The 15,493-nt window shown below is 68.7% G+C and carries 15 protein-coding genes and 1 pseudogene; 9 read left to right on the top strand and 7 right to left on the bottom strand.

Annotated features, from left to right (window positions below):
• The first annotated feature begins 81 nt into the window (after positions 1–81).
• The 4 genes from ABD951_RS17415 (at position 82) to ABD951_RS17400 (ending at position 4,165) form a co-directional block, all read left to right on the top strand.
• Positions 82–993: a phosphatase PAP2 family protein gene (locus ABD951_RS17415; protein ID WP_345347556.1), complete on the top strand. Its 912-nt coding sequence runs from the start codon at positions 82–84 to the stop codon at positions 991–993.
• Between the two features lie 4 nt (positions 994–997).
• Positions 998–1,270 (top strand): hypothetical protein, encoded by a 273-nt coding sequence (locus tag ABD951_RS17410; RefSeq protein ID WP_345347554.1) that lies wholly within the window; start codon positions 998–1,000, stop codon positions 1,268–1,270.
• 342 nt (positions 1,271–1,612) lie between these two features.
• Complete coding sequence (locus ABD951_RS17405; RefSeq protein ID WP_345347551.1) at positions 1,613–3,061, top strand: sensor histidine kinase; 1,449 nt, start codon at positions 1,613–1,615, stop codon at positions 3,059–3,061.
• A gap of 228 nt (positions 3,062–3,289) precedes the next feature.
• Positions 3,290–4,165, top strand: a complete 876-nt coding sequence (locus ABD951_RS17400) for a COG4705 family protein (protein WP_345347548.1) — start codon at positions 3,290–3,292, stop codon at positions 4,163–4,165.
• Between the two features lie 664 nt (positions 4,166–4,829).
• Here ABD951_RS17400 and ABD951_RS17395 read toward each other — a convergent pair.
• A complete protein-coding gene (locus tag ABD951_RS17395; protein WP_345347545.1) occupies positions 4,830–5,033 on the bottom strand; it encodes a cold-shock protein in 204 nt (67 codons plus the stop codon).
• Positions 5,034–5,440: 407 nt separating this feature from the next.
• Between ABD951_RS17395 and ABD951_RS17390 the strand changes: the two genes are divergently transcribed.
• The gene (locus ABD951_RS17390) at positions 5,441–6,256 is read left to right on the top strand and encodes a YwaF family protein (RefSeq protein ID WP_345347542.1); all 816 of its coding nucleotides are present in this window, start codon (positions 5,441–5,443) and stop codon (positions 6,254–6,256) included.
• 1,371 nt (positions 6,257–7,627) lie between these two features.
• On the opposite strand, the gene ABD951_RS17385 is transcribed toward ABD951_RS17390, so the two are convergent.
• Complete coding sequence (locus ABD951_RS17385) at positions 7,628–8,194, bottom strand: dihydrofolate reductase family protein (protein WP_345347640.1); 567 nt, start codon at positions 8,192–8,194, stop codon at positions 7,628–7,630.
• A gap of 331 nt (positions 8,195–8,525) precedes the next feature.
• Between ABD951_RS17385 and ABD951_RS17380 the strand changes: the two are divergent.
• A pseudogene (locus ABD951_RS17380) lies at positions 8,526–9,472 on the top strand (aconitase family protein); the annotation flags it as partial.
• A 447-nt stretch (positions 9,473–9,919) separates the two neighbouring features.
• Here ABD951_RS17380 and ABD951_RS17375 read toward each other — a convergent pair.
• Complete coding sequence (locus ABD951_RS17375) at positions 9,920–10,186, bottom strand: hypothetical protein (RefSeq protein WP_345347643.1); 267 nt, start codon at positions 10,184–10,186, stop codon at positions 9,920–9,922.
• A gap of 433 nt (positions 10,187–10,619) precedes the next feature.
• On the opposite strand from ABD951_RS17375, the gene ABD951_RS17370 reads away from it, so the two are divergent.
• On the top strand, positions 10,620–10,982 hold the full coding sequence (locus ABD951_RS17370) for a hypothetical protein (RefSeq protein ID WP_345347539.1): 363 nt from the start codon (positions 10,620–10,622) through the stop codon (positions 10,980–10,982).
• 204 nt (positions 10,983–11,186) lie between these two features.
• Entirely contained in the window at positions 11,187–11,639 is a 453-nt protein-coding gene (locus ABD951_RS17365) for an SPW repeat protein (RefSeq protein ID WP_345347536.1), read from the top strand.
• A 120-nt stretch (positions 11,640–11,759) separates the two neighbouring features.
• Here ABD951_RS17365 and ABD951_RS17360 read toward each other — a convergent pair whose 3' ends face one another.
• The 4 genes from ABD951_RS17360 to ABD951_RS17345 all read right to left on the bottom strand — a co-directional run bounded on the left by ABD951_RS17360 (position 11,760) and on the right by ABD951_RS17345 (position 14,331).
• Positions 11,760–12,671, bottom strand: a complete 912-nt coding sequence (locus tag ABD951_RS17360; RefSeq protein ID WP_345347637.1) for a glycosyltransferase family 2 protein — start codon at positions 12,669–12,671, stop codon at positions 11,760–11,762.
• A 398-nt stretch (positions 12,672–13,069) separates the two neighbouring features.
• The gene (locus ABD951_RS28720; RefSeq protein ID WP_425569876.1) at positions 13,070–13,201 is read right to left on the bottom strand and encodes a uracil-DNA glycosylase family protein; all 132 of its coding nucleotides are present in this window, start codon (positions 13,199–13,201) and stop codon (positions 13,070–13,072) included.
• Positions 13,202–13,357: 156 nt separating this feature from the next.
• On the bottom strand, positions 13,358–13,804 hold the full coding sequence (locus ABD951_RS17350) for a hypothetical protein (RefSeq protein ID WP_345347533.1): 447 nt from the start codon (positions 13,802–13,804) through the stop codon (positions 13,358–13,360).
• An 89-nt stretch (positions 13,805–13,893) separates the two neighbouring features.
• A complete protein-coding gene (locus tag ABD951_RS17345) occupies positions 13,894–14,331 on the bottom strand; it encodes an STAS domain-containing protein (protein ID WP_345347530.1) in 438 nt (145 codons plus the stop codon).
• Positions 14,332–14,939: 608 nt separating this feature from the next.
• On the opposite strand from ABD951_RS17345, the gene ABD951_RS17340 reads away from it, so the two are divergent.
• Positions 14,940–15,332 carry an STAS domain-containing protein gene (locus ABD951_RS17340; RefSeq protein WP_345347527.1) on the top strand — a complete coding sequence of 131 codons (393 nt, stop codon included), beginning with the start codon at positions 14,940–14,942 and terminating at the stop codon, positions 15,330–15,332.
• The last annotated feature ends 161 nt before the right edge of the window (positions 15,333–15,493 follow it).

The following is a 15,493-nucleotide window of genomic DNA, read 5'->3' as shown; positions in this document are numbered from 1 at the left end:
CGTCCGTTGGAGGTCCCGACCGGGATCGATCGAGGGCCCGCTCTCAGTGTTTTCACAGCGGCAATGTCGAAGACTGACACCATGTCCGACATCCTCGACATGGTGCACGGGCTCGTGACGGAGATCCGGACCGAGTCCGCGACCTCGGAGGTCGCGCTGTGGACGGTCTCGATCACTGTCGCCGTGTATGCCGGTGCTCTCCTCGCCGAGCGGTGGTTTCGTCGGCGCCGTGAGGGCACCGTCGGCTGGGTCGCGGCGCGGTTTACGGCACTGGTGGTGATGTTCACGCTCCTCACGGTGCAGGTCCACTCCTCGGGCTGGTTGACCGGTGCCGACACGACAACCCTCGATTGGTTCGTCGCCCACCGGCACCCCGCTGCCACGTCGGCCGTGATGGTCATCGCCGATGCGACCAGTCCGGTCGGCGTCGGTGTCGCCGCCGTGGCCGCGGCGGCCCTGGCGGGCTGGCGTCGGCGTTCGTTGATCCCGGCGGTGCTGATCGTCGGCATGGTGGCGGTCGCCGAGACAGCGGGCGCGGCCGTGAAAGTGATCGTCGGACGGTCGCGGCCACCTGTGGCCACCCAAGCCGTCACCGAAGCCGGCTGGTCGTTCCCCTCGGGACACGTGACCGGGATCGTTGCCCTCACCGGGGCGCTGCTGGTCGTGCTCGGCACGCAGGTACGGACCGCTGCCGGTCGGGCGCTTGCCGGAGCTGCGGCGGTCTTCGCCGTGAGCGTTGTCGCGGCGACCAGGCTCTACCTCGGGGTTCACTGGCTGACCGATGTGATCGGGGGTGCGCTGCTCGCAGGCGCGGTCGTGACCGCCGGATCGTTGGTTGCCGCGGCCCTCGCGGCCCGCCGCCGCACCATCGTCGATCCGGCGCCGCTCCCCCCACCCGAGCAGATCCCGCCCGTTGACCACAGGACCGTCCGAAACTCTGCCCCGCGGCACGACTACGTCGACCCTCCCCGCCCGCCGGTGGAGACCAGGTGATCTCGTGCCCAGCATCGAGGACCAGATCATCGAATGCCGGTTACAGCTTCGCGCGGCGCAGGCTGACGTCACCTGCCCCCCGTGGTGGTCCTCGAACGGCATGTCGCCCACCGCGCGCGACGCCGGCCATGGCGGCGCCGCGGCGATGGTGCGATCGGGTGACCGGCGCGAAAACATCGGCGGCGCCACCAGTTCTTCGGTTCATTTCGGAGGAAGCCATGAGGAGCATCGGCCGCCCCGTCGCGTTGATTGCGGGTCTGCTGATCGTCGCCGCTGAGGCGACAAGTCGCCTGGCGCGCCGGGCGCCGTTGACGGTGTTGCGCGAACTGTGACCGACCCGGCTCTGGTGCCTGCCGAAATGATGGATTCCCAGCCGCTCACAGCGCCCTCACAGGGCCGACTCGGCAGCCTGACATCAGCGGGCAAATCGGCTGGACGTACGGGATGGAACGACACGATGACGCTCAAGAAAGGCTCACGGCCGCAGCGGTCGAACCGGCCGTCGGCCGTTGACAGCGACCGGATTCGGGAAGGAAACCAGCACGGCCCCCGGGGTCCCGGCCGCGCCCGGTGTCGTACAAGCACCCGCCCGCTGGACCACGGGGCGGACGATCCCCACGTGCCTACGGCTCGCCCCGCGATGGTCGAGGATGAGGTGGTGAAGAAGACCTGGCTCCTGCCTCATCCAGCCAGGTGGGGGCTGCGGGTCCGGTCCGCGATCATCGCCGCTGTCGTCGTCGCCGTCGCGGTGGGAGTGGCCGCGCTGGCGATGATGCTGGTGCTGGATCGGTCGATGATCTCGGCCTCCGACGACGCCGCCGCAGCCCGGCTGGACGAGGTCGCGGCCCAGTTGAAGCTCGATGCGCCGGTCGACCTGGACGACACCGTCCTCTCGGTCAACCCTCGGGTGGCATTCGTACAGGTCATCGACGCCCAGGGGCACGTGGTTCGGTCCTCACCCGGCAGCCCTTCCGACCCCGTCACGTCGGTCCATCCACCCGAGGGAACGGTCGTTCGCGCCGCCGAGCCGGCCCCGTACACCGACGGGCTTCGGCTGAGCGTGGCGACGACCACCGGAGTCGGGGGCCGATACACGGTCGTGGTCGCGGCGAGCACGGAAGGCACCGAGAACACCCTCAAACTGGTTCTCCTGCTGGGCGCGTTGGGAACGCCGTTCATCGTAGCCAGCGCGGCCGGCGCCACGTACGCACTGATCGGGCGCTCGCTGCGGTCGGTGGACAGGATCCGAACCCGGGTCGCCACGATATCGAGCTCCGACCTCACCGAACGCGTGCCGGTCCCGGCCCAGCGCGACGAGATCGCCGCACTCGCCAAGACCATGAACGAGATGCTCGCCCGGATCGAATCCGGACAGAACGCACAACGCCGCTTCGTGGCCGACGCCTCCCACGAACTGCGAAGCCCACTGGCGACGGTGACCGCGGCATTGGAGATCGGCCGCGATCGACCGGAACTGCTGGACACCGAACTCGTCGAAGGGACACTGCTGCCCGAAGCCGACAGAATGCACCACCTGATCGACGACCTCCTGCTCCTCGCGCAGGCCGACGAGCACCGGCTGCCGTTGCGGATCACCGACGTCGACGTGGACGACATCGTGGCCGCCGAGATCAGGCGCAAACGTGCCGAGAAGGGTCCGCACTTCTCCTGCACCCTCGACCCGGTACAGGTGAAGGGCGACCTGACCCAGATCTCCCGGGTCGTACGCAACCTCGTGGACAACGCGGCACGCCACGCATCCGGCGCCGTGCGCGTACGGGTCTCCCAGGCTCACGGCGTCGCCACCATCGAGGTGTCCGACGACGGGCCCGGCATCCCGGAATCCGATCGGAGCCGGGTGTTCGAGCGTTTCGTCCGCCTGCAACGAGACCGCGGCCGCCGCACCGGAGGATCCGGGCTGGGCCTGGCCATCGTCGCCGAGATCGTCTCCGCGCACGACGGGACCGTCCGTGTCGGCGACAGTCCGGACGGCGGCGCGACCCTCGTCGTCGAACTTCCGGTGCAAGGACCCAACCACCCCACACCGCCCACCCACCGATCTCAGTGAATGGAAACCCGTCGCAGAACTGGACTTTCAGCGGCTTCTCAGCATCACCGTGGAACCCTCCCGAGGGCACACCCCCGGAACGTCACCAGGATCCGAGCCGTACCCGGACTCCGCCGGGGCGCCAGCTTCGACGCGCACGACGTAGGGAGTGCCACCCAACTCCCGGCCTACCGGGAGTTGGGCGCGGCGGACCGCCGCAGGTACCGACAGAAACGAGATGGGAGAACCATGTCCTCAGTCAGCATCGGCGCGGAAGACGCCAGCCAGGAGGCGAATCCGCCGCGGTATGTCATGCGCAAGCTCCCCCACATCACGGCCCTGTTCTGGGCGCTGAAGATCGTCGCGACCACCCTCGGGGAAACCGGCGGCGACCTGCTCGCCCAGACACTCGAAGTCGGCTACCTCGTCAGCACCGTCATCTTCCTTGCACTGTTCCTGGTCGCCGTGGTGTTCCAACTGCGAGCCCGACAGTTCCGTCCCGCGATCTACTGGACGGTGATCGCCCTGACCAGCACCGCCGGCACCACGTTGTCGGATCTGATGAACCGCACCGGGGGCATCGGCTACGCCGGCGGCGCACTCGTCCTGACCAGCTGCCTGGCGATCGTGTTCTACATCTGGTGGCGCAGCGGTCAGACCCTCGACGTGGAGAACGTCGCGACGTTCAAGGGCGAGTTGCTGTACTGGGTTGCGATCTTGTTCTCCAACAGCCTGGGAACCTCGAGCGGAGACTTTCTCGCGGACAGCCTCGGCATCGGATTCCGGCAGAGCGCACTGATCCTGTCAACGATCATGCTGCTGCTGTTGGCGGCGCACTACTTCACCCGGATCAACGGCATGCTCTTGTTCTGGATCGCGTTCGTGCTCACCCGGCCCCTCGGAGCCACCGCCGGGGATGCGTTGAGCAAGCCACGCGACCACGGCGGCCTGAACTGGGGCACCACCTGGACCACCGCCGCATTGCTCACCATTCTGGTCGTCCTCATCGTCTACCAGAGCGCCCAGATTCGCCGTCACCCGCTCGACCCCGTCCCCGCCCCGGTGAACCGGCGGACCGGTGAACCGGAGCAACCCAACGGCGCGCTCGTCACCGACCCCGTCTGACCCGACCGGGGCGAAAGCCGACCTCGCAACTACTTGATGGTGCCTTCTCCGTTGCTTGACCCGTCCCCGTCTACCCGGCGTTCGTCGACATCACCGGCGAGGACGAACCGAGCCTCGGCTCCGCGATCTCACCGTTGATCGACTCTTCGACGGCGACGGCGACGGCACGCCTTCACCAGGGTTCAATCCGCTCGACGTCCTGACCAGCACGAGACTCCCGGACCGCACCGTTGACGATGCACCGCCGCGAGATCGGGACCCGTACCGGTCGACGCGCTCGAACACCTGGCGCGCAGGCGGAACTGGTGTTGCGGTGGTTCGGCGACGACGCGTCGGTGCGCGAGCCCGCCGCGGAGGCCGGCGTGGCGATCTCCACCGGCGTCCCCGAGCCCACGGTGCGCGCAGGGATGCGGGCTCACCCACGGTTTCGGGCTCCGGCTGCCCGCGTGGGGGTGTGGGGCACCCCTGGCCGCGACATGGACGCGTCGCGACCAGGCAGACCCCGATCCCGGCCGACGGCCACCACGAATCGCCGAGAAGGGCCATCGACCCGACTCCGGAGAAAATGAGTGCGATCACGCACGCCGTCGGGAACCCGTTCCGCGTCAGACCCGAGGTCGGCTCCCGGGGCCTGCCCGTCGCCGAGATGCGACCCGGTGCGGGGTCAGAGCGGGCGCACGTTCTGGGCCTGGGGGCCCTTTTGGCCCTGGCCGATCTCGAACTGCACCCGCTGCCCCTCCTCGAGGGACTTGAAGCCGCCGCCGGCGATCTCCGAGTAGTGCACGAACACGTCCGGTCCGCCACCGTCCTGGGCGATGAACCCGAATCCCTTGTCCGCGTTGAACCATTTCACGCTGCCCTGCGCCATACCGAGAACTCCCCTGCCTCGATGCGCCGGCCCACCATGACGGACCGGCCCACCCTCGATCATGCCACCGCGCGCCCCGACACGACGGTTCACCCCGGGACCCCGGAGTACGACACCGCACCCTCTCCCCGGCGCGGACGCCGGCCCCGGGGGTGGCCGAGAGGCGGCCCCGCAGCGGCGGACACCGGCCACACCCGAGGGAACCCGTCCCCGGACGGTCGGCTCCACACGGCCGGGGCGACGAAGGCGCGCGAGAGCCCCAGCGGCGCCGTGCCGACCCTGATGTGTCAGACCCGCCACGGCCACGCACGTCATCGTTCGCCACGCCCCCGGGAACTTACGGCCACCACCACCGCGATCGGGTCGAAGCACGTCATTCGGGGGATGATGAAGGAGTGAGCACGCCGGTGGCGTATTGGATCGCCGTCGCGATCGGCTCCGTGACCTGTGTGGTTCTGTGCACCGCGGCCCGCAGGCGGCCCGGCCGCTGGACCGGATGGGCCGGCCGCGCGATCGCAATCGTCCTCGTCGCCGATGCGCTCGCCTTCGTCACGGTCCCGCCGGACGGCGGCCGCTGGTCGGTGCAGACGTCGCTGCCGCTGGTGCTGTGCGATGTGGCGGTGGCCGTCGCCGCCCTCGCCTGCTGGCAGCCGAGCTGGTACGTGGCCGTCGAGCTCACCTACTTCTGGGGACTTGCCGGCACCCCGCAGGCGGTGGCCACCCCGGACCTGTCCGCCGGCTTCCCCAGCCTCGAGTTCTTCGAGTTCGTCGTCGGGCACCTCGCGATCGTGGCCGCGGCCCTGTTCCTCGTGATCGGCCTGCGGCTGCGGCCTCGGCCGGGCGCGGTGCCGCGCGTGATCGCGATCACCGCCGCCTACACGGCGTTCGTCGGCGTCGTCGACTGGCTCACCGGCGCCAACTACATGTTCCTCCGGGCGATCCCGAGCCACCACTCGCTGCTGTCGGTGCTCGGCCCCTGGCCCTGGTACATCGCCAGCGCGACCGGCGTCGCCATCGCCCTGTTCGTGATCCTCGACGCGCCGTTCCACCTCCACCGACCCCTCCGGCCCACCCCGGCCAGGGGCCCGCGACCGGGCACGCCCGGGCCCCGGCCGCGGGCGGGCACGGAAGAAGTTGGAACGACGGCAGAACCAGGACCGACGACACCGCCCGGCGAGTACTCCGACGCGGCGTCCCAACCGCGCCGGTCGGGCGAGCACTGACCGGGCCGGCCACATCCCGTTTGACAAGCACACCAGCGACGGCGGACCCGACCGCCGATTCACGCGCGGTCGCCGCCGAAACCCCACGCTCCGAAGAAAGCACCGAGTAACACTCCGGGCGCATCCGGGTCTCGAACCACGGCGGGAATCATCGACGAACACCTCGTCGACCACGGCATCGAGGAGATCGAGGCCCACATCGAGAGCTCCCACGCAGCCGCGACGCGCCCGCGCGGTGACGATCCGGTGCCGGGCGACTGGGGCGCCGGTAACGGGGATTTCGACATTCACCCCGGCAGAGGCGGCAGTTTCGGGCCACCGGATCGCGAGCCACCACGGTCCTGCGGGGCAGCGAACCTCGCCGGGCCCGCTGGTCCCCCCCGGAGCCGGCAGGAGCTACCCGAGGCAATCATCTGGAGGAGGCCCCGCCCCAGATCTTTTGAGGTTCGAGCTGGCGGTTCAGGAGGCGACGGTCGCGTGCGACAAGTCCGGAGCCCGCAAGGTCCCGGTGCTGTATGCCGCCGATGCCGAGCTGATCATTCGCCTGCTGAGAAGTCCACTGCGAACGGTGATACAAGATCCGGCCTCGGGCTGCGTTTGCGCATCACGGGCCCTGGTGCCACCGACGCGACGGGCCACCACCCCACCGGTGACGCCGACGGGTTCGTCGAGAATTCGCCCGCGCCGCGAAGGGTTCGGTGGTGTCAGTACCACCACGGACTGTCGAAGCCACAGGTTGTTCGCAGGAATCTCGCGGTCCGACCGGACCGCTGGGTGCTGGCCCCTGCCCGATGGACCGACCGATCCGGGTACGCGCTCATCGTTGTCGATTGACACATCCGCACGGATCATCGTGACCGACGAGCCGACCTCCCCGGCACACACGCAATGGACAAGAACGGGAACCGGCCATGCCCCGAGACCGCCCCACCGTCATCATCCTGGCCCGCGTGTCCACTCATCCGTTGACCAATCCTGGAGGAGGCGAAGGTGTCGACGGCCAGGCCATGCTCCGGCCGCCCAGCATCCGGGGCGAGGCCGCCGAGCGCGGTGGATCCGCGCGGGGTGCGGTCGTCGAACTCGACGAAGATCGCCCCGGGCCCACAACTCAGGCTCATGTAGCTGCACGAACCTGGCGGGCGCCAGAGATGCGGGGCGCCAGAGATATTTTCACCCTGTGGATGGGCGAGTTTCAGGCGACCCCCAGGGTGGTTCGCGGGTCGATCGATCGTTCTGTGAATCTCCCCGGGTAACAGCTCGTCGAACTGCCGGTGGATGTCGAACAGGCCGCCGTGCAGCAGCAGAACTGCGCGCCGCTCGAGACGTGTACCGCGTAGTGCATCCGCAGATCGCCTGGCTGCGCATGTCCGATCAGTCGTGTTTCGCCTCGTAGCGCAGGAGGACCGTGCCACCCGGGAAGGTGCGGTTCTCCAACAGTCGCAGCGAGATCCATGACGGCAGTGACGGGAAGAACGGGGTGCCGCCGCCCACGGCGGTGGGCGCGACCACGATCCGGTATTCGTCCACCAGTCCGGCCTGCACGATCGGTGCGGCCAGTGTCGCGCCGGCCACCTCCAGCCTGCCGTCGGTTTCGGCTTTCAGCTTCGTCACCACCCCGACCGGATCGCCGCGTTCCAGGCGGGAATTCCAGTCGACGGACTCCAGGGTGTGCGAGAACACGACCTTGGGCATGTCGCGCCAGATGCGGGCGAAGTCGACCATCAGAGGGGTGGCGCCCGGGGCCTTGTCGGCAGTCGGCCAGTACTCGGACATCAGTTCGTAGAGCCGCCGCCCATAGAACGACAGGGCGGTCTCCCGCTCGAAGTCGTTCCAGTACTGATGCAGTTCTTCGCTCGGATCGGTCCAGTCGATGTTGCCTTGTGCATCGGCGATGTACCCGTCCACCGACACGTTGAAGCCATAGACGAGTTTGCCCATGCAGATCAGCCTGCGCCGGAGGGCAAAACTCATCGCGACGCAACACGAGTTATTGTCAAATCGTTGTGGTGGGCGAGTGTCCGGCGACTTCTTGGGTGGTCTACGAATCGACCGGTCGTTCCATGGGTTCCCCTTCTCGAACGCGGCTCCGGCCGGAACGAGGGCGACCACAAGAGGCGAATGCCCTTGCTGTGCTTCCGAAGTCGGCACATCCGGGCGCGCAGGCGGCGGCGCGCTGGTCATTTCACCGTGCGCGGCTGGTGGTAGGCATTGCGGACCTCGAGTCGACGACCGTCCTCGTCGATCTGGCCGGCGAACTGCTCCACATGCGCTCGCCTTGGCGATCGCGGGGCAGCCGCTGCGCCTGCGCATGCCCGAGATCTGGGGGGGTCGAGGTGACCGGCCGGCTTCCGCGCTGGTGTTCGGCCAAGGACGTCATCCTCGAAATGCTCCACCGCCACGGCGTCGCGGGCGCGGTGAACCGGATCATCGAATACCACGGACCCGGTCTGGCGACGTTGACCGCGATGGACCGCCACGTGATCGCGAACATGGGCGCCGAACTCCGTGCCACCACGTCGGTGGCTCCCGCCGAGGAGACGGTCCGTGACTTCCTGCGCAGCCAGGGCCGGGAGGGCGATTTCACGGCACTCGCCGCAGACTCGCCGAGTTCGACGTGCACGAGGCGATAGACCTGTCCACGATCGAACCGCTGATCGCGCAGCCGTCGTCCCCGGGCAACGTGGTACGGTCCGCGAGGTGGCCGGGGAACCGGTCGGTCAGGTGGTCATCGGCTCGTCCGCCAACCCGGTACTGCGCGACTTCGCGATCGCCGCCGCGATGGTGGCCGGCCGGCAGACCGCCCCGAGCGTGAGCTTCGACATCAACCCCAGCTCGCGGGAGATCTTCTCCGACCTGACCCGGACGGGCGGCACCCTGGACCTGATCACCGCGGACGCCCGGATCCACCAATCCGGGTGCACGGGCTGCATCGGCATGGGACGGGCGCCGGCAACCGGCCGCAACCCGTTGCGCACCATGCCGCGCAACTTTCCCGGCCGGTCCGGCACCCGGGAGGACTCCGTCTGGCTGTGCTCGCCGGAGACCGCGGCCGCATCCACGCTGACCGGGGCGATCACCGATCCGCGAGACTGGGCCGAGGAGATGGGGATGGGCTGTCCGCAACTCCGGTTGCCGGCCGCGGCCGCGGTGAACACGGCGATGACGGTCGCACCGCTTCCCGGGTCTCGCCCGCCCGAACTCGAAGCGAGCCGTGGGCACCGGGCTCAAGCCTCGCGAATGGGAGACGCGCCCTGGGTCGATCGTGCGAGGTCAATCGTGCTGGCGCATCAGGTGTGCGCCGAGTCGGACGGGCCGATGCCGCGGGCGGTGGCGGTCGTGGCGTCGCAGCGCCGCCGCACCCCCGATGCCCCCAGCAAGTAGCAACAGCAACTGTGCGAGATTGGCGTTCACGCCGAAGTGCCTCCTCGGGATTCACGGTGGGTGGGTGCCGGACGGTCGGCGAACATCGCCTCGATCCGGGACTTGATCTCGGCGGTGCTCAGCGCCCCGTGGGGTGCGGAGCGGAGGTGCGGGTTATGGGTGCTCGGTACGGTCACGCGGTCGAACTTCCTGTCCTGTCGTGTCCGGTTTGTGGCCGGGTCGGATGGGTCGGTCAGATCATCGGTGCGGCGACGGTGACGGCGACGACGACGAACACCGCGATCAGCGCGGCGAGAACCAGCGATCCGGCACCCCCATCGCGGGGGCGGCGGCCGGCACCGTGGCGCCGAACGCGATCTCGTCGTCGGTGTTGGCGCACGTGATGGTCACCGCCCTGCCCGTTGACCGGGATCGACAGCGGGCAGAGAGCACTGACACGCACGTCCAGAGCCTGCGCCCCTCCTGCGGCTCGAGCAGGACCAGTCCGCCGACGTGCATGGGGTGCTCGCGGGACTCGCCCAGCCGGAACATCGAATCGGTCGGCGACATGGGCAGCAGCATCGGTGCCTTTCGGTTCGCGCACGGACCCCGTGGTGGCCCGGCCCCTGAAAGAACTTCGGTAGAGCAACATTTCGATGCGATCCACAAACCGCCCGGAGTGCATGTGTTTCAGATCACGACCGGATGACGTTATGGAATCCATGTCTACGCCACCGATGGGGCCGCACGCAACCTGAGCAGCCGCCCCGCCTGAAAGGTTGAACGTCCAGTAGAAGCGCTGGGGGCCGGGGACTTTCGCGACCATACCGACATTCGAGGCAGGCCACTTGACCTACACCACTTTTCGGGGCCACTGCACCGCGATCGAGAACATCACGAAGCCGCAGTTGGATTCACGTTGCGACTCAATCGAGTAGGTCGAGCGAGAGCCCACAACCGCTTTCCGGTAGCCACGCCACCGCGCCCCGGATACGATCGGCTGGTGCTCGGGATCCCCCTGGCGGTAGCCCGATTCAACTACCGGCTAGCCCGCCTACCCTTCCAGCTCCTCGAGGATCTCGGCATGTCTCAGCTCCGTGAGGGGTCGGCGCTGCGGCTCGCCTACGAGCGGGCCCTCATCGGCTGCGATCTCGCCGCCGCCCGCCTACTGCACGACGGGTCCGCGGCCTCGCGGGCCCGCGCACTGCGGGAACGAAACGCCCCGGCGAGAATCACGGTGGCCCGCCGGCTGGTCGTAGCCGAACAGCAACGGCAGGAGGAAGATGCGGCCGCCGCCGAACGCATGCACCACCAGCGGGAACGATTCCTCGAGCGCCACCGGGCCCACACACACGGCACCCGCTGAGGATGCGGGCGCGGGACCACGTGACGATGACGACGTGATGTGCCGACCGGCGCGCGACCACACAGGGCACCACCCGCAGGTGTCTGCCGACGCGGGTCCGCACGGGATGGCCGAAGCGAGAGAACCATCTGGTCACGCGCGTTTCGGCGCTCCGTCATCGGGGTAACCCTTCGTAGGAACTGTTCCCTCTCGAGGAGGTGGGTGATGACAACACCAGGTATGTCGATTGAAAGACATCCCGATATCGCCGAAATGCGGGCTCGCTACGACCGCGTCTCCGAACAGCCGATGACACGGGTGATCGACGGCGTGTTGTTCCTGGCAGGCCTGTTCATGGCGGGGTCGCCCTGGATCATCGGGTTCTACGGCCAGACGGGTTTGGCGACGTGCAACCTGCTGACGGGTCTCGCGGTCGCACTGCTCGCGGTCGGGTTCACCTCGGCCTACTCCCGGACGCACGACATGGCGTTCGTGGTGGCGCTGCTCGGCGTGTGGATGATCGTCAGCCCCTGGCTCGTGGCCGGAGTGACAACCACGGCGGGCATGCTCTGGTCGAACGTGGCCTGTGGCATCGTTGTGTGCGTGCTCGGGCTCGGCCTCACCGCAATGGGAATGATGCGAGGGAACGCGGGCAGGCTTGGCAGGATGGGACGATAGGTTCCGAGCACGAACGTGCTGAAGCGCTCACCGGTGAGGTGGGCGCTTCGTTGTCCATTCCACCGCGATGCGCGGTGATCAGGTCGTAGATCTCCGATCGAGAAGCGAGGTCGCCACGGATCAACTCGGGTGCCGATTCCGTGCCGGACCGCGTTCGACGTCGAGCAGCCGAACGGTCGCCTCGAGGTCCGGCGTGACCGGCGCCCGCTGCCAGAGGGCCGCCGGCGCGTGACAGAGCAGTGACGCCCATACGGTGAGATTGCGAGGATCGCGGAGGGTGTCGACCGCCAGGTGACCGACCAGTTCGGAGCATCTCCCTGCGGACCGGCGCATCAACGCCGTCAGGATCCGGTTGCGGACCTCGCGCCGGCGACGCGCAGCGCCGACCCGGGACTGCAGGTGGAATGCCACCAGGTCGGGCACGTAGCACAGGTCCCAGCCGTGCCGGTACAGGTCCAGGGCGAGCATCTCCTCCTCGCCGGGGAACCGGAGCACATCATTGAACCCGCCGGCCGCGAGGAACGCAGTGCGTCGCACAAGTACCGAGCTCACCAGGAACCCCAGCACCGACGGACCTGGCAGGCCGGGTTGCCGCCCCAGTGGGCTGTTGCTCATCCGTTCGCACACGGGGTCGGTGCCGCCGCCCGGGAACATCACTGTCCGAGCAGCGAGCACGCCGACGGATGGGTGGAGGTCGAAGAGATGCTCACCGTGCGCCAGCGAATCCGCCTGCCACCACGTGTTGTCGTCGCAGAAGGCGACGAAGGGTGTCGACGCACACTCGACGCCGAGGTTGCGGGCGACTGCTCCACGGTTGTGCTCCAGGCCTGTCCACTCGATCACCGGGCCGCCGGAACCGAAATCGTTGACTGCGCGCACCACCTGCGCCGTGGCATCACTCGATGCCATGTCGACGACGATGATCGGCGGTGACGGGCGCAACCGGCGCATCTCGCGCAACGTGTGCAGCAGTACCGCCGGCCGATTCCGGGTCGAGACGACAACTGTCGTCCTCCCGTGCAGGGCGGTCACTCTGGCGGACACACGCCGCGACTACCCACGGCGCCGGGGCCTCAAACGGGCGTGTGGTCTGCTCGGACACAGACGGAACGGTCTGCATGCGGGACTCTCCCGCATGACTGTCCGATGCCGCCGCCCACTCTGCCCGGACCGACCGACCGTGCACGCCCCAGTCGGAGGCGCCTGGTGCACGTGTCGCCGAGCAACTGTCGAAATGACGGCCGGCGATCAGGCCGACGACGCTGCCGTCCGCAGATCCGCGACGAGACCCGCGAACATCGCGTGCCGGTCCGCCGTCGGCGCCCCAGCACTGCCGAGGGATGAACGGTCACGTAGATGACGGGTGCCGACCGTACCGGGAGATCGTCGCCGGGCCTCAGCGCCTGGCCACGGTGCGCGCCGATGCGAAACTACGCACCCGACAACGACCGGGCGGCGGTGGCGCCAAGACCGAGCACGACGTCCGGCTGGATTGCGTCGATTTCCGCGAGCAACCAAGGTCCGCAGGCGACGATCTCGGTGCGGCCTGGCCGTTGATGGATCCGGCGTGCCGTGTCCCCTGCGGACGAACGTGAAGTGTTTGCCCGCGTTGGTCATTCTTGCGCAGTGCGAACCCCACCGCGGTGTCTGCACGGAGGGGTTCGCACGGGCACGATTCCGATCGGCGCACCGCGCCTCGTCGGATCAGGACTGTCGGATCAGGACTCTCGGTGAACGGCTTCCTGCGGGGGCGGAGGCCCGTCCTGTCGCCGCCCACCGGGTTGCCGCCCGGCGTCCTTGTCCTCATCGGCATTGTGATCAGGATCGATCCGGTCCGCCTGCTCGAGTTGCTCGTCCAGCTCGGCACGCGACGTGGCCGCCTCCGTGCTGCGCTCGCCCGCCCGTTGTTGCAGGCGCTGGGCGTGCGCGGCCTTGGCCTCGGCCTCCGCCGCGGCCGCCCTGGCGTTCGCAGCGGTCTCCTCGGCCAGAGCCTCGCGCTGACCGACCTTGAACGACTCCTGCTGCGCCTCGGCACGAATCTGCGTTGCCCGGGCCCGCCGGCGTTCGGTGCGTCGGCGGAGCAGCACCCAGACGGCTGCGGTCACGATGACGATCACGACGACTGCGAGAACGACCCACATGACGACGGTGTTGGTGGTACTCATTCCGGCTCCTCGACCCGACGATGTGTTCGTCTCAGGTACTACCCAGCCGAGGGCCCGGACAAACCGCGCTCACGATCCGCGAGCGGCAATCACTCGCCTGGCCCACGTAGTGCGGCGCCGAGGCTGCTGTGGACCTCCAGATGGGCACCGAGCCCCGTGAGTCGGATCGGCCGGAGTGTGGCCGGACCGTCGGCCACGACCCGGAGGGGGCCCACGCCGTCCGCCGAGAGGGCGTGCGAACACGCCACCAGTAGTCGCAGACCCGCGGAGGCCAGGAAGCCCACCCGGGTCAGGTCGATCACCAGCGTGTCGAACGGGCTGCACCTGACGACGTCGAGCACGGACTGCACCTCGTCAGCCGTGACGACGTCGATCTCACCGGCAACGGACACGATCACGGTACGGCCCCGGGACTCGACGTCGACGGTGACCTGTTGTTCACGGGGACCGGAACGCGCTCGCTCGGTCCGTCTCGGAGCCGGCGGCGGATGCGGCGGGCGCTCCCCGACCGCCGCGGATTCCCCCATCCCACGATCGGTGCACGTTTCGGGTGGGCCGTCGGATTGCAGATCCATAGCGGCATCACGTTCCAGCCTTCGTGGGGAGCCCACGGGCTCCAGCACCAGGGGCACGCACCGCCATGAACCCTTGTCGCCGTCTCCATCGTCGGCCTCCAGGTGGGTGTTGCGCAACCCTCGGCGGTTCTCGACGCGGTCGACAGCGCGCCTGCACGCCACGGATCCCGCCGGCCCGGCCTGCGTGGCATCGTTCGAACGGAGCCCGGTCGCCCGGAGCCCGACCACCGCTGCGCCCCCTGTCGGATCGCGGCCTCGACCTCGTCATTCGCCATCGATCCGACGTCCCGCCCGCCCGCGGCCCGATACCCCCCGTCGAGGATCGTGTCCATGTCGAAGTCCGCGACATTCCCGCCCCGTGCTCGATCGCGGCGGTGACGGCAACGACCGTGTCGTCCTTGCTCACCCTCGCTGCACACCGTTCCCGCGCCATCACCCGGACCCGACTGTCCGGACCCGGCACCGGATGAACGGATACCCACAGCAGCGTCGGCACATTCCTGCCGGTGGGTGGCGCGGACTCGACGGCGCCCGGGGCGTCGATGGTCCACAATCAGGGGGTGGTCCCATCGAATCCCGACGAGCCGCGGGACAGCGCGCCGACACCGCCCTCCCAGGGCGCTGTTGTCCGGATCGACCGTGTCGCCTCGGCGGTGGTCCTCCGTGTCTCGGGCGAGATCGACATCGTGACCGCACCCCGGGTGCAGGGCGCGGCGGAGCACGCCATGGCGGACCGGCCGGCGACCCTGGTGATGGATCTGTCGGGTGTCAGTTTCCTGGCTTCCGCCGGGTTGGCGATGCTCGTCGCCTGTCAGCACATGTCCGACGAGCAGACCCGGTTCCTGGTCATTGCCGATTCCCCTGCGACGGCCCGTCCGATCGAACTCACGGGACTCGCCGGCGAGATCGAGGTCCATCGCTCGCTCGACGCCGCACTCGCCGACCAGCAGTGACGCGGCCCGGGGCGTGTCCGGCGGACCCGAAGCCCCGGGCCATGTTTGACCACTGATCCACCCGGGAATCCAGAAGTCAACCAACGCACACGAATTCGCACACCGAACCGACCTTTCGGACATCGGAACAGTGCGCTCCAAGCCGGTGACACGGCAAATCC

The organism is Rhodococcus olei, from assembly GCF_039540555.1.
GTDB classification, from domain to species: domain Bacteria; phylum Actinomycetota; class Actinomycetes; order Mycobacteriales; family Mycobacteriaceae; genus Rhodococcus_G; species Rhodococcus_G olei.
The sequence above is the reverse complement of the archived record's forward strand: the minus strand, read 5'-3'. Positions and strand labels throughout refer to the sequence as shown.

Excerpts from the sequence above, each read along its gene's own strand:
- ABD951_RS17415 (WP_345347556.1), top strand. The coding sequence starts at position 82 with ATGTCCGACATCCTCGACATGGTGCACGGGCTCGTGACGGAGATCCGG.
- ABD951_RS17400 (WP_345347548.1), top strand. The coding sequence starts at position 3,290 with ATGTCCTCAGTCAGCATCGGCGCGGAAGACGCCAGCCAGGAGGCGAAT.
- ABD951_RS17395 (WP_345347545.1), bottom strand. The coding sequence starts at position 5,033 with ATGGCGCAGGGCAGCGTGAAATGGTTCAACGCGGACAAGGGATTCGGG.
- ABD951_RS17385 (WP_345347640.1), bottom strand. The coding sequence starts at position 8,194 with ATGGGCAAACTCGTCTATGGCTTCAACGTGTCGGTGGACGGGTACATC.
- ABD951_RS17375 (WP_345347643.1), bottom strand. The coding sequence starts at position 10,186 with ATGTCGCCGACCGATTCGATGTTCCGGCTGGGCGAGTCCCGCGAGCAC.
- ABD951_RS17365 (WP_345347536.1), top strand. The coding sequence starts at position 11,187 with ATGACAACACCAGGTATGTCGATTGAAAGACATCCCGATATCGCCGAA.
- ABD951_RS17350 (WP_345347533.1), bottom strand. The coding sequence starts at position 13,804 with ATGAGTACCACCAACACCGTCGTCATGTGGGTCGTTCTCGCAGTCGTC.
- ABD951_RS17345 (WP_345347530.1), bottom strand. The coding sequence starts at position 14,331 with ATGGGGGAATCCGCGGCGGTCGGGGAGCGCCCGCCGCATCCGCCGCCG.